This window comes from Pseudoalteromonas sp. SR43-5, from assembly GCF_014163835.1.
Classification (GTDB): Bacteria; Pseudomonadota; Gammaproteobacteria; order Enterobacterales; family Alteromonadaceae; genus Pseudoalteromonas; species Pseudoalteromonas distincta.
In genome coordinates, this window is sequence record NZ_JACJEA010000002.1 from 37,191 (window position 1) to 51,609 (window position 14,419).

Here is a 14,419-nt window from a genome sequence, read left to right on the forward strand (position 1 = left end):
AACTAATTAAAGACACTTAATAGCTTAGTTAATTGTTCTAAGCGTTTGTCTGTCATCACTTTATTGTCGATTTTGATAGACACATCACCACTTTTTAAATTGCGTTGTACCGATACAAACTTATTTTCAAGTACAGCTTCACGCTTAACAGCAGCTTGAGGCTCAGCAGTTAGGCATTTGGTGATTGCCATTGCACGCTTGTCGTCACTTGTAATGGCGTTTAGCTCTTCATCACTAGCTAGGTCACTAACAAGTTGATTAAACGCCTCTTGGTCTCTCTCCTTTGCGCTCATGAGCTTTTTAGCCACTTCGCGACCCACGTGATTCGCAGTAGGGTAGAGTGCAATAACTTCAGCAGGTATTTGTTCATACGCTTTAACAGCATCTGCAATGGCGGTGTGTGATACACCTTCAATTGCAGCAATCTCTCTGTAAGATCCTTTTTTACCTTGTTCAATAAGCTCATTTTTAGTTTGCTGGTAAGCTTGTCCTAGCTCCCATAGACTTGGAGCGATATATTGATCTGAAGATACAGCTAAAATTTTAGCGTCTTGCTCAGTAAAGTCACTTGAACTAAGTACTAAATAATCAGCGTTACCTAAAATACAGGCCATACGACGGCGAGAACCCGCTAAGACTAAGCTTTTACCACCCTGATCCCAAAGTAACGCAGGGTGCTGATTACGGCCATCCTCTGCAATGGCAGGTAAAATATCCGATACTGACTTTTCGTTAAGAAGTGCTTGTACACGGCGGTTTTTACCGTACACACCTGTTGTAGATTCAATGTCAGCGTGTGCGATCACTTTGCAAATAAGAGTAATTTGGCGCTCAGGATCGCTCGGTGCTGGCATGCGAATTACATCACCAGCATTTGCTTGTTCAAGTAATGCGTCAAGGCTACTACTTCCTACAGCTGTTGCAAAAGGATCTAAGCGGGTGTCATTTTTACGTTTTTTAGCCATTTTTATTTAACATCCTTACTTAGGGGTATTGAGTGTTGATTGAGTTGACTGCCAATTTGAACGAATAAGCATTTCTAGCTCATCGACCACATCTTTGATATTTTCTTGAGCGCGCATTAGTGATTCACGGCTTGCTAAGCTGTCTGACGCTTTTTGATCAAAAATAGTATTGAAAGACGAAGAGCTAGCAGTAATCGCCGAGCTGTGGTTGATTGGGTAACTCATAACTTGGCGACCGAATGCACTACGAACATCTTTAACAATATCGCGCTGTGAGTGATTACCTTTTACATAGTTGGTCACTAAAAACTGCATAAAATCCCATCCCTCATGGCCAAGTGCCGCAACGGTATGGTAAATCTCGCCTAGTCGTTTTAAATATTTATTATTAGCATCAAAGTCTACAGCTTCTGGATGAACAGGTATAAGCATCGCAGTAGAAGCCATTAATGCATTATAAAACATAAAGTTAAGAGTTGGAGCTGTATCTATTAATATAATATCAAACTCGTCTTTAACAGGGTTAATTACTTTTTCAAGTAACTTATGGTAATGACGAGTTTGCTCATAATTTGAGGTGTCTTTGAGTAATGTTGCAGTTTCGTGCTCAAAATAAAAATCGTCCATACCTGATGGTAGTACACGAATATTTGGGATATGCGTTGGTAAAAATGAGTTTGAAACAAATTCAGGCCATGTTTCGCCCTCATCCAAATCTATACAATCACGCATTAAATCACCAACAGTAATTGGGTCATGTTCGCTTGAAGGAAAAAAGCTTGAAGAAGAGCCTTGAGGATCTAAATCAATTATTCCAATGCGATAGCGCTTAATATTTGTAGTTGCCAGCGCTGCTGCAATATTAACCATGCTGGTTGTTTTGCCACAACCACCTTTGAGAGAATTAATGACAATAACTTGCAGTTTGTCATCAGCAGTACGATGATCTGGTTTAATATCCATAATATCAGCCATAGCAAAAATATTTACTAATGTGTAAGCATAATGACCATTGGCGCCGCGTTTTATGTTTAAATCATCAAAGTCACCGTTGTCATGACGTCTTTTTAAAGTACGATTATTACAACCTAATAAATCGGCAGCTGCTTTTTGCGTATAAGTTCTTAATTCTTTTTCTTCTGATTTAAGATGAGCACGATAGTGCTGAATACGACCTTCTAATGATTTTTCAGCTACTTCGGCAGTTGCTTTTAAAAGCCGGTAGGTACTTAGCGCGTTATTATTGATAGACATACTTTCTTCCTCAAAGTTAGGCAGTTAGTATAATGTCCATTCAAATTGCTGTAAACAACTATTTAAGACGACATGCATTTTAAAAAGAAGACATTTAAAAATACTTTTACACTTTTAATATTGCTTAGTATAAATAAAGAAGTTTAAAGGTGGTTAAATATATAAGGTAGTAAAGGTTAAGGACCTTAAATTAACACATAACATTATGATTAATATAAACAATATAAAAAAAAGCAGATCAGCGTTATACTTGGTTAAGATCAGATCTTTATCTACCTGCAGATCACCTTTTTACTAAGCCTTATTTTTTAAATCAAGTTATACACAGGTTACGCATAAGGTTATGAACAAAAAGAGCCCTTGAGATCAATTTTTTACTAAGTAAATTATAAAGTTATGCACTAACCTTAGCGTCAATAGGTACGTTTAATTAGTATAGATCTGATCTGTACTTGGTACAGATCAGATCTATGCTAACTCGATAAGCCTTTATCCACAGGGATATTAATTTTCGTATGAATTTGTCGTGCTAAATTTTAAAATAAAGCCATTGTGATGGACAAAATAACAGCTGAGTTAGTAAAAAACCGATTTGAGATGACCTAGTTAGTAAAAATATGATCTGAAATCGCAAGTTATGTACATTACTTAGTATAATAGTGATCTAAACGTTTTATTTAAAGTCAGATCACTTTTATACTAACTTAAACATTTAACTTTTGTTGTTTAATGTGTTGTTATTAGATGTCGCAATAAAAATGGAAATAAGAACAATGAGCCGAAAGGTCAACATCTCGGTAGATAATTTGCCCGATACACTCAGGGGCCAAATCCACGGGGTGGAAAGTGCAATTGATAACGAAAGTTTAGCACTATTTACAGACAACAAAGACGTGCGAATTTCTATTGAAAATGCAGCTCATGGTTTACGTGCATATTCAAACACGTTTAATCATTATGATTTGTGGGGCCGTTTTGTTCGCTCTGGCTATAAAAAATTGCCACTTGAAGAAGCGCCTAAAAAAACAATCATTACGCGTAAAATATCAGAGAAAGTAGATGGTATTTTATACGATGGTGAGATAAAAATTACCCCTGCTGTTGTCAGTACTCGTAAAGATGGTGAAGATATTGAGTATCTTGTTTGGCCATCGGACAGGGAAGAAAAAGTAGAACGAGCACTTATTCGTTTAGCTTCTAAAGGCAAAATAGTTAAAATTAATTTTAAGTCCGGTATTCAATACGCGGTTGTTTTTTCTATGAACGAATTAGCGCAAGAGCTCAAAGCGGTAGGGCAGTCAATGCCATATCCTGCAATTAAAGAGTCACTTGAAGCATTGCAAGGTTCTAAACTTTCATTTAAATACTCAGCAACCGATACTAAAAACTCCGATATAGATGATTCGTTTTACGAGTCAAATATGAATTTTTTATCGTCACTTCACTTTAGTGGTAAAAAGGGTCAAGGTGGCAATGTAAAGTGTGTGGCCTGTTTAAATGCGTTTGTTCATAACATGATTGATAACCTTGAATACAAAGGATATTACTTTAACAGTGCACAAGAATTAAAACGGGGATTGTCGCGTTGGATGATGCTTCGTTTGTATCACCTTTGGCGTTATGCAGCTCCAGGTAAAACGTATCATTTTAGATTACTTTCTATTATGGAAAAATACGGATCTATTTATTCAACTGATGATATTACGGAAAATAAATTAAAAGCGCTTCGTCGTGATATGACCACCACAATGAAAGATTTGATTGAAAAAGGTGCTATATCAGAATACAGCATTACAAACGTCAAAGATGACAAAACTGGTAACATTATTGATTACACATACGAAATGCACCCCTCTGATCAGTTTTGCGATGAAATACTTACATTGAACAAACACAACAAGCGCATTGAGATTCAAGGCGGTAAACGTATTGTTGAAAATGCAGTGTTAATTGATGAAGATAAAATAGAAGAGATAGTAGAAAAATAATAAACGTTATTTTAAATACTGTACATATTTACTAAAAAGGCCACATATTGTGGCCTTTTTAACATAATAGCTATCGGTCAACTTGTTCTAAATATAGCCTATCAACTAAAAAATCATACTCACGTTTTCGAGGATGAGCTTCGGGTTTTTTATAATCAGGTAAGATACCTATTTTAACGTCTGGTTCTGGATTAATCAGAATAAATGGTAATGCGGCGCTCACATGATAGCGGTTTTGTGCTGTGTATCTCACATTAACTTGAGGGCTTACGCGAGTAGGGCGACGAATTCTTAATTTTTCCTTTTCACCTAAACTAGCAACCCGTAATTGTTCTTGAGCTACAAGTGATTGCCATTTTTGTTGATCTATCATTCTTGGATTTCGATAACTGGCCGATTTGTCGAGCATTTCGAGGGCCATTTTTTTAGTTAATGTTTTAGTTGCGTGCTTGTGCATCCAAGTAAACCTAACAGAAAATGGTGATTCACTCTCACTGTGAATCTTACGATAAGCAGCAAGTGTTATTAAATTTGGTATTGCATTATGAACAGCCTCAAATCGGGCATCGTTATTATCAATTGCCAATATACACTCTTTGAAACTAGCTTTAGCTTTGTTAACCTGTGCTATACGATTATTTAAAGCTTGTTTATCTGCATTTTTAATAACAAGTAAACCAGGGTGCCTTTTTAACACGCGACTGCTTAAGCCCGATTTTTTATAAATGTCAGAAAAGGAGTTTAAAATTGCCTTTTGAGCCGGCGCTCCCGTTATTTTAGAGACATGTATGGACTCAGGAACCTTATTTTCATCTAAATTACTTACATCAGGTAACTGATAGTACTCTGCTCTGGAAAACTCACATTCGTTTAATTCCTCAATTAACCTTAAAGTTAATTCGTTCATTAAATCAAACTGACTCCTAATTTGCACTTTAGTAACCACGGCACACCTCAAAGAACACATCTTACTAACTTCATATTATTGCATGCACTTTGCATTGAGTAAATATTTAATAAAATAATACTTGGCGTCCAGACTGTATCAAAAGTGGATATAGTATGATGTGTTCTTTCTGGAGTGAATGGTTCTACTTATTCCTGTAATTTAGTACTGTTTTATTGATTAAAGAGTTAGTCCGCTTAGAGCTTAATTGCCCATATAGTGTAATAAATGAGAAATGTAAAATGAACTTGGTGCGGTTGTATTCTAAATAATAGTGTTAGTTTTGGTTGTTTCTCTAATTAGTGATTAATATTATAACGTGTTTTAACTATGGGTTTATCATCTAAAAGCGTAGAATGTCATACATGATTTTTGCATGAGAGCCATTTAAGGCATCACTGGCAGTTAAGTTTTTAGTTATCACAACTTGCTAAATAACGTTGCCGGCAGGATGGGAAGGTGAGTGGTGAATCAGCAGATTACCTTGTGTCAGTTGTAAGTATATTCTGGCATCAGAATAATCAACAGCGCTATTCTACTAGGCTTAAAGTACATATAAATGAACAACACAAAATGCCATATCATATATTTAGGCCTGCACATAGTCCCTGTTAGTTAATAATTAATTTATCGCGTAAAGTTAAGAGTACACTTGATGCAATTTAAGTATGATGTGTTCTTAGGTAAAATACATATAATATACCCTTGTGCTTTATTTATTCTCAATGTGTTAAAATTGAAACTAATTAACTCTAAATGTATGTTTTAAATCACTTTAGTTTATTTGAAATAAAACTAAAGTGATTGTTATATAACCACCTGAGTTAAGTAAAATTACTTTTATACTTAACTCATAACTAAATAATTGGAAAATAGTGAATTTAGTCCTTGAACATAGGGGTCTGCATACGTTAATTTCTTCTTATCAGGTAATGTAGGAATGAGGAAAAATTATGTCATCGTGGAACCCAAATAGCTGGAGAGAGCTGCCAATACTGCAGCAGCCACAGTACCCAGATCAAGAAATACTTAAATCAGTTGAAGGCCAATTAAAAACGGCTCCGCCTCTAGTTTTTGCAGAAGAAACAAGAAGCCTATTCAAACAACTTGAAGACGTGTGCGAAGGTCGTGCATTTCTACTTCAAGGTGGTGACTGTGCCGAGTCGTTTAGCGATTTTAATGCCGCTAATATTCGCGATACATTCAAAACAATTTTACAAATGGCTGTTGTATTAACTTATGGCGGTAAATGCCCTGTAGTTAAAATAGCGCGTATGGCTGGTCAATACGCTAAACCTCGTTCAGCAGACTTAGAAACAATTAATGGCGTGTCTTTACCATCTTACCGTGGCGACATCATTAATAATATTGAGTTTACAGAAGAAGCGCGCATTCCAGACCCACAACGTTTAATGACTGCATACCATCACAGTGCCGCTACGTTGAACTTATTACGTGCATTTGCACAAGGTGGCCTAGCCGATCTTCATCAGGTTAACCGCTGGAACATGGGCTTTGTTGCTGCAAATCCACTTAAAGAAAAATACCAACAACTTGCAGATAAAATTCAAGACGCACTAGAGTTTATGGAAGTGTGCGGAATTAACTCTACAATTGCGCCAAGCTTAAAAGAAACCGATTTATACACTTCTCACGAAGCTTTACTACTTGGTTACGAAGAGGCACTAACACGTCGCGACCATTTATCGGGTGATTGGTACGATTGTTCTGCTCACTTTGTTTGGATTGGTGAACGTACACGCCAACTAGACCACGCACATATTGAGTTCTTTAAAGGCATTAAAAACCCAATTGGTGTTAAAGTTGGCCCAGGTATGGACCCAGACGACCTAATTCGTTTAATTGACGCATTAAACCCAGATAACATTCCTGGTCGTTTAACGCTAATTACACGTATGGGTGCAGACGTACTGCCAGAAAAACTCCCAGCACTAGTACGAAGAGTTCAACAAGAAGGCCGTAAAGTAATTTGGAGCTCAGATCCAATGCACGGTAATACTGAAAAAGCGACTTCAGGTTACAAAACGCGTAACTTCGATAATATCATGCGCGAGATCAGTCAATTCTTCGCTGTACACAAAGCAGAAGGTTCATACGCAGGTGGTGTTCACCTAGAAATGACAGGTCAGCACGTAACAGAATGTACAGGCGGTGCTTACGGTTTATCTGACGATGACTTAGCACAGCGTTACAAAACACAGTGTGATCCACGCCTTAACGCCGACCAAGTATTAGAGTTAGGCTTTTTAGTAGCTGATTTACTAAAAGACGCACGTAAATAATATTTATTGATACAAAAAAAACCGCTTAGTTGCGGTTTTTTTATTTCAAATTTGATGAGTAAGTCAGTACTTACGTCGCTCCAAGTCTGTTTCTATCAGTATTTTTGCAGAAATCTCTTCAACAGAATGATGCGTAGAATTAAAGTAAGCTATTTTGTGACGCTTATACAACATTTCTACTTCGCGCACCTCAATACGGCACTGTTTAATTGAAGCATACTTAGAGTTAGCCATACGTCGATGCCTTATAGCCGCAAGCCTCTCAGGGTCAATCGTCAGTCCAAATAACTTATGTTTATAAGGGACTAAACATTTAGGCAAACCTTCATTATCTAAATCTTCTTCTGTAATAGGGTAGTTAGCCGCTTTAATGCCGTACTGCAGTGCTAAGTATAAGCTTGTCGGTGTTTTACCACTTCTGCTAACGCCAATTAAAATGATGTCTGCTTCGGAAAAGTTTTTAATATTTCCACCATCATCATTCATAAGAGCATAGTTAACCGCATCAATTCTAAAATCATAACTTTTTTCGTGGATAGAATGCGTACGATGCATTTTTGGAACAGGGGCTACATTGAGCTCTTTTTCTATTTTTTCGCTATACGTAGTTAAAAAATCATACGTAACTGCATCAGCCGATTTTATAATTTCACTTAAATTGTGATTTACAAAAGTAAAAAACACGAAAGGCTTTTCACCTGTTTTTGCAGCGGTTGCATTAATTAAAGCTTTAATTTCGTGCGCTTTTTCTTCCGTTTCTACAAATGGAATTGTTTTATGATTAAAATCGATAGGAAACAACGACAAAGTCGCATGCCCAAACACCTCTGAAGTAATTGCTGTTCCATCTGATATATAAAAAGCAGTTCTCATAATTAACCTTTTTATTGCGTTTAAATCCCTAAAATGGGTTTCCCACGGTTTACGTGAGGACTGTTGCCAGTGTAGAATGATGACGACCTTTATAAAAGGTTTTCTTTCTTAACTCTCACAGTTAGACCTACAATTTGTTTTTTTTTGGAGAAAGATCCGTGCAAGAATACGTTCTCTGGTATCAAGAGCTTGGTATGCAAGATGTTCCTCGAGTTGGCGGTAAAAACGCGTCACTTGGCGAAATGATTTCAAACCTCGCAAACGCAGGTGTACAAGTACCGGGTGGTTTCGCAACTACCGCAGATGCTTTTAATGAGTTTCTAGATCAATCAGGACTCACCGCCAAAATTCATGACATCTTAGATACACTTGATGTTGATGATGTAAATACACTCGCTAAAGTCGGTGCCGATATCCGCCAATGGATAATCGACACACCATTCCAACCAAACCTAGATCAAGCCATTCGCGACGCATATAGCCAACTCCATGGCGATACTGCAACAGATGTTTCATTTGCGGTACGTTCATCAGCTACCGCTGAAGATATGCCAGATGCATCATTCGCAGGCCAACAAGAAACTTTCCTTAACGTTGTCGGTATCGATTCAGTCATGGTCGCTATTAAACACGTATTTGCTTCATTATTTAATGACCGTGCAATCTCATATCGTGTTCACCAAGGTTACGATCACCGTGGTGTAGCGTTATCTGCAGGTATACAGCGCATGGTACGTTCAGATAAATCAGCATCTGGCGTAATGTTTAGTATTGATACAGAGTCTGGTTTTGAAGACGTTGTATTTATTACATCAAGCTATGGCTTAGGTGAAATGGTTGTACAGGGCGCCGTTAACCCTGATGAATTTTATGTTCATAAGCCAACACTCCTTAAAAACAAACCTTCAGTAGTACGTCGTAATATTGGTTCTAAAGCCATACAAATGATTTACTCAGAAGACAAAGCACATGGTAAGCAAGTAGACATCGTTGATGTTGACCCTGAGCTTTCTAATAAATTTTCGATTACAGATGAAGAAGTGCAAGATCTTGCCAAACAAGCTGTAATCATTGAAAAACATTACGGTCGTCCTATGGACATCGAATGGGCAAAAGACGGAAACGACGGCAAACTATATATAGTTCAAGCACGTCCAGAAACTGTCCGCTCAAACGAAGACTCAAACGTAATGGAACGTTTTCAATTAAATGGCACAAGTAATGTACTTGTTGAAGGCCGTGCAATTGGTCACAAAATTGGTAGCGGTGTTGTACGTGTTCTTGATTCAATCAAAGAAATGGACCAGGTACAAGTAGGCGACATTTTAGTTACCGATATGACCGACCCTGATTGGGAACCAATCATGAAACGTGCAGCAGCGATAGTTACAAATCGTGGTGGCCGTACGTGTCACGCGGCAATAATTGCACGCGAACTTGGTATTCCGGCAGTTGTTGGTTGTGGTAATGCAACTGATTTAATTAAAGCGGGCCAAGAAGTAACAGTATCGTGCGCCGAAGGCGATACCGGCTTTATTTACGAAGGTATTTTAGATTTTGAAATACTAACGTCACGCGTTGATAAAATGCCAGAACTACCAATGAAAGTAATGATGAACGTGGGTAACCCCGATCGCGCCTTTGACTTTGCACGCTTACCGCATGCAGGTGTTGGCCTTGCGCGAGTTGAATTTATTATCAACCGTATGATTGGCGTTCACCCTAAAGCGTTATTAAATTTTGATGCGCAAACCGATGCATTAAAAGCAGAAATTACTGACATGATTGCCGGTTACGAATCACCGGTAGAGTTTTACATAACAAAACTGGTTGAAGGTATTTCAACGCTTGGTTGTGCTTTTGCACCGGAGCGTGTAATTGTGCGTATGTCTGATTTTAAATCAAACGAATACGCAAACCTAGTTGGTGGCCAGCAATACGAGCCAGAAGAAGAAAACCCAATGATTGGTTTTCGTGGCGCCGCACGTTATATCTCTGAAGACTTCCGCGATTGTTTTGCATTAGAATGTGAAGCTATAAAACGCGTAAGAAACGACATGGATATGGCAAACATTGAAATCATGATCCCATTCGTACGTACCCTTGAAGAAGGTAAACGCGTAATTGAATTACTAGAAGAGCATGGCCTTAAACGTGGTGAAAATGGTCTTAAAGTAATCATGATGTGTGAGCTGCCTTCAAATGCATTACTTGCTGATGAATTTTTAGAAATGTTTGATGGTTTTTCTATCGGCTCTAACGATTTAACACAGTTAACGCTTGGTCTTGACCGTGATTCTGGTTTAATCGCACATTTATTTGATGAGCGTAACCCAGCAATTAAAAAACTACTTTCTATGGCAATTAAAACAGCTAAAGAAAAAGGCAAGTACGTAGGTATTTGTGGTCAAGGTCCTTCAGATCACGAAGACTTTGCAGCATGGTTAGTAGAGCAGGGCATTGACTCTGTTTCACTAAACCCAGACACAGTAATAGAAACATGGTTATACCTAGCTAAAAAATTAGCAAAGTAATAAATAGGTAAGCTATAAAAAATGCCAGCAATGTATTGCTGGCATTTTTTTTATACCCAATTAAAAGTAAGTTAACGGGCTAATTTTTTATCTAAATAAGCACATGACTTAGTTAACGCCTTTTGGCAAAGTGATAAGTAATGTCGCGCTTTAGGGTAATAAAACGAAAAACACAATAAACCCGCCATAAAAAATATAAGTGATGGTCCTGGTACAACCGCAAAAAATAACCCTAGTAAAATAAATAGCACGCCACTGATCTGTAATAGTATTTTTTTCATATAACACACCTCATTACTCGTTAACTTGAGTATAATTTAAGCTGCATTAAAATCGACTAAAAGAGTGTTACAAACTGTAAAATCTTCAATTTCTATTCGCCATCACCATGATATAATTAGTCAAATGCCCTAAAATATCGCCGTCATGATAGCAACAATTACACAGCAAGATGCCGCGACAGAACTTGTCGCAAATTACCTAAATACCATTGCAAGCCAAGGTTTTAGTGGAGATACCGATGCAAGTTATGCAACGCGTATTACTGCTTCAACCGATAACAGTGTATATCAGGAAATACCCAAAGGTGTTATTTTTCCAAAAAATGAAAAAGATATTCAACTCGCACTGCAAACTGCATCTCGCGACCCATTTTTATCTTTAACTTTTGGCCCTCGTGGTGGCGGAACAGGTACTAACGGTCAATCGTTAACACCAGGTATTGTTGTAGATTTGTCTCGCTATATGCGCGAAATCCTCGAAATAAATGTAGAAGAAGGCTGGGTACGCGTTCAAACCGGCGTAATAAAAGATCAACTTAATGACTTTTTAAAACCTTATGGTTTTTTCTTCTCGCCCGATTTATCTACCAGTAACAGGGCAACTATTGGTGGCATGATAAGTACTGACGCTTCTGGGCAAGGTTCGCTAGTTTACGGAAAAACAAGCGATCATGTTTTAGGGCTTACAACTTATTTAGTCGATGGTACACCTATGTGTACCTCACCAATAGACATCGACAAAGCAAAAATTATAGCCGAGCAAGACTCTCTAATTGGTAGTTTATATAAAACAGTTTTAGATATTTCAGTTAATGAACGCGCAGCTATTTTAGCTAAGTTTCCACGGTTAAATAGGTTTTTAACCGGCTACGACCTAGAGCATGTGCTAAGTGATGACTTACTAACTTTTGATATGAGCCGCTTAATAACGGGTTCAGAAGGCTCATTAGGTATAGTAACTGAAGCTAAATTAAACCTAACGCCTATTGCCGAATTTAAAACCCTTATAAATATCAAATACGATAGTTTTGACTCAGCACTTCGTCATTCACCGTTTTTAGTTGATGCACGCGCAACATCGGTAGAAACCGTTGATAGCAAAGTTTTAAACTTAGCGCGTGAAGACATTATTTGGAATTTAGTATCGGACTTAATAACCGACGTACCAAATAAAGATATGCAAGGCCTTAACATGGTCGAGTTTAATGCAGTATCAAACGATGATATAAAAGACAAAGTAGACACGCTTTGTAAACTTCTAGACGAATGCGTAGCAAATCAAACTAATGGCGTTATTGGATATCAGTTAACCAGTGATAAAAGCGATATACTAAAAATTTACGCAATGCGTAAAAAATCAGTGGGTTTATTAGGTAATGTAAAAGGCAGTCAAAAACCACTCGCCTTTGCAGAAGATACCGCTGTACCCCCTGAAAATTTAGCAGATTATATTGTCGAATTTAGAGCATTACTCGACAGCCATAATTTACAGTATGGTATGTTTGGCCATGTTGATGCTGGGGTTTTACACGTACGCCCAGCACTTGATATGTGCGACCCAGAACAAGAAAAACTACTTAGAACTATTTCAGATCAAGTAGTAAAACTAACCGCTAAGTACGGTGGTTTAATGTGGGGCGAACACGGTAAAGGTTACCGAAGTGAATATAGTCCTGAATTTTTTGGTGAGCATTTATATACGCAACTTCGTAAAATAAAAACAGCTTTTGATCCTAACAACCGCATCAACCCCGGTAAAATATGCATTCCTATCGATAGTGAAGACTCACTAGTTAGTGTTGATGGACAAAAGAGATCGCACTTCGATAAGCAAATATCAATAGAAGTTAAAACCAGTTTTAACAATGCAATGACCTGTAATGGTAATGGCATATGCTTTAATTACGATGAAAATTCACCTATGTGTCCATCGTATAAAGTAACTGGCGATCGCCGTAATTCACCAAAAGGACGCGCAAGTTTAATGCGCGAATGGCTTCGTTTACAAGAGTCAAAAAATGTAGATTTACTCGAAGTAGAAAAGCAGCTTAACAAAGGTGAAGTAATCACCTGGTGGGAACGTTTCGTTCACAGCCGCGAAAAACGAAAAGGTATTTACGACTTTTCTCACGAAGTAAAAGCGTCAATGGATGAATGTTTAGCATGTAAAGCATGTACAACTGCTTGCCCTATTAAAGTAGATGTTCCTACTTTTCGTTCGCGCTTTTTAAATTATTATCATAGTTATTATGCGCGTCCGCTAAAAGATTACCTTGTTGGTAACATAGAAAGCAGCGCGCCATTAATGGCAAAGTTTGCAAAAGTTATAAACCCAATTGTTAAAACATCATTAGTAAGCAATGTTATTAAAAAAACAGTTGGCTATGTTGATACACCACAGTTAAGTATTCCTGCACTTTCAAAGCGTATTACTAAAACACAAAAATTTGATTTTGATTTATTAAATAAATTAAATGCAGAGCAACAAAGTGAATATGTATTAATAGTACAAGACCCATTTACGAGCTTTTACGAAGCCGAACTAGTAGAAAGTTTTATTACTTTAATAACCCAACTTGGCAAAAAACCAATGCTATTACCTTTTAAACCAAATGGTAAACCGCAACACGTAAAAGGTTTTTTGCATGAATTTAAAGTTACAGCTAAAAATGCAGCTGAGTTTTTAAATAAATTAAATGATATTAATGCACCCCTAGTCGGTTTAGATGCGTCACTCGTTATGTGTTACCGCGATGAATATAATACAATTTTAGAAAATAACCGTGGTGAATTTAATGTGCAACTTGCCCATGAGTGGTTAGAAACACAATCGTTTAAATCACTAAGCGCAAAGCAAAATACAGATACCGAATTTACATTACTGAGTCACTGTACTGAAACAACTGCACTGCCAAAAGCGGCAAATGTTTGGCAAACAATTTTCAGTGATATTGGTTTAACATTAAAAACAACAAATACAGGTTGTTGTGGAATGGCGGGAACTTATGGCCACGAAGCACAAAATCAAGATAACTCACGTGCGCTTTACGAAATGAGCTGGAAACCAATTGTAGATAAAAATAAACCTGAGCAACTTTTATCTACGGGCTTTTCTTGTCGTAGCCAAGTTAAACGTTTTGAACAATTTAAACCAAAACACCCAATTGAATTACTAGCACAGGTACTTAGCTAATAAAAGTTAAAAAAAGGCGTAACTTAAAAATAAGTTACGCCTTTTTTTATTAATACCCATTCGCTTAATTAAATGATCGTTT

9 protein-coding genes are annotated in these 14,419 nt (G+C 37.4%); 4 read left to right on the forward strand and 5 right to left on the reverse strand.

All coding sequences use genetic code 11. The features are described 5' to 3' along the window. Positions 1-2: 2 nt before the first annotated feature. Both H5090_RS01635 and H5090_RS01640 read right to left on the reverse strand, forming a co-directional pair. Positions 3-965 carry a transcriptional regulator gene (locus H5090_RS01635; protein WP_182694859.1) on the reverse strand — a complete coding sequence of 321 codons (963 nt, stop codon included), beginning with the start codon at positions 963-965 and terminating at the stop codon, positions 3-5. A gap of 15 nt (positions 966-980) precedes the next feature. Further along, entirely contained in the window at positions 981-2,219 is a 1,239-nt protein-coding gene (locus H5090_RS01640) for an AAA family ATPase (protein ID WP_182694860.1), read from the reverse strand. A 773-nt stretch (positions 2,220-2,992) separates the two neighbouring features. On the opposite strand from H5090_RS01640, the gene H5090_RS01645 reads away from it, so the two are divergent. Then, complete coding sequence (locus H5090_RS01645) at positions 2,993-4,207, forward strand: hypothetical protein (RefSeq protein WP_024596523.1); 1,215 nt, start codon at positions 2,993-2,995, stop codon at positions 4,205-4,207. 70 nt (positions 4,208-4,277) lie between these two features. On the opposite strand, the gene H5090_RS01650 is transcribed toward H5090_RS01645, so the two are convergent. After that, positions 4,278-5,153: a DNA replication terminus site-binding protein gene (locus H5090_RS01650; RefSeq protein WP_182694861.1), complete on the reverse strand. Its 876-nt coding sequence runs from the start codon at positions 5,151-5,153 to the stop codon at positions 4,278-4,280. Positions 5,154-6,106: 953 nt separating this feature from the next. Here H5090_RS01650 and H5090_RS01655 point away from each other — a divergent pair. Next, positions 6,107-7,456, forward strand: coding sequence for a class II 3-deoxy-7-phosphoheptulonate synthase (locus H5090_RS01655; RefSeq protein WP_024596521.1), 1,350 nt, complete (start codon positions 6,107-6,109; stop codon positions 7,454-7,456). A gap of 63 nt (positions 7,457-7,519) precedes the next feature. Here H5090_RS01655 and H5090_RS01660 read toward each other — a convergent pair whose 3' ends face one another. Beyond that, positions 7,520-8,329, reverse strand: a complete 810-nt coding sequence (locus H5090_RS01660) for a pyruvate, water dikinase regulatory protein (protein WP_007583184.1) — start codon at positions 8,327-8,329, stop codon at positions 7,520-7,522. Positions 8,330-8,487: 158 nt separating this feature from the next. On the opposite strand from H5090_RS01660, the gene ppsA reads away from it, so the two are divergent. Further along, complete coding sequence (gene ppsA / locus H5090_RS01665) at positions 8,488-10,863, forward strand: phosphoenolpyruvate synthase (RefSeq protein WP_182694862.1); 2,376 nt, start codon at positions 8,488-8,490, stop codon at positions 10,861-10,863. Positions 10,864-10,934: 71 nt separating this feature from the next. Here the strand turns inward: ppsA and H5090_RS01670 are convergent, their stop codons facing one another. After that, positions 10,935-11,144, reverse strand: coding sequence for a PGPGW domain-containing protein (locus H5090_RS01670; protein WP_182694863.1), 210 nt, complete (start codon positions 11,142-11,144; stop codon positions 10,935-10,937). A gap of 145 nt (positions 11,145-11,289) precedes the next feature. Here H5090_RS01670 and H5090_RS01675 point away from each other — a divergent pair, with 145 nt between their 5' ends. Then, a complete protein-coding gene (locus tag H5090_RS01675) occupies positions 11,290-14,337 on the forward strand; it encodes an FAD-binding and (Fe-S)-binding domain-containing protein (protein ID WP_182694864.1) in 3,048 nt (1,015 codons plus the stop codon). Positions 14,338-14,419: the final 82 nt, after the last annotated feature.

Coding starts and splice junctions, on each gene's coding strand:
- H5090_RS01675 (WP_182694864.1), top strand. CDS start 11,290: ATGATAGCAACAATTACACAGCAAGATGCCGCGACAGAACTTGTCGCA.
- H5090_RS01655 (WP_024596521.1), top strand. CDS start 6,107: ATGTCATCGTGGAACCCAAATAGCTGGAGAGAGCTGCCAATACTGCAG.
- H5090_RS01660 (WP_007583184.1), bottom strand. CDS start 8,329: ATGAGAACTGCTTTTTATATATCAGATGGAACAGCAATTACTTCAGAG.
- H5090_RS01645 (WP_024596523.1), top strand. CDS start 2,993: ATGAGCCGAAAGGTCAACATCTCGGTAGATAATTTGCCCGATACACTC.
- H5090_RS01640 (WP_182694860.1), bottom strand. CDS start 2,219: ATGTCTATCAATAATAACGCGCTAAGTACCTACCGGCTTTTAAAAGCA.
- H5090_RS01670 (WP_182694863.1), bottom strand. CDS start 11,144: ATGAAAAAAATACTATTACAGATCAGTGGCGTGCTATTTATTTTACTA.
- H5090_RS01635 (WP_182694859.1), bottom strand. CDS start 965: ATGGCTAAAAAACGTAAAAATGACACCCGCTTAGATCCTTTTGCAACA.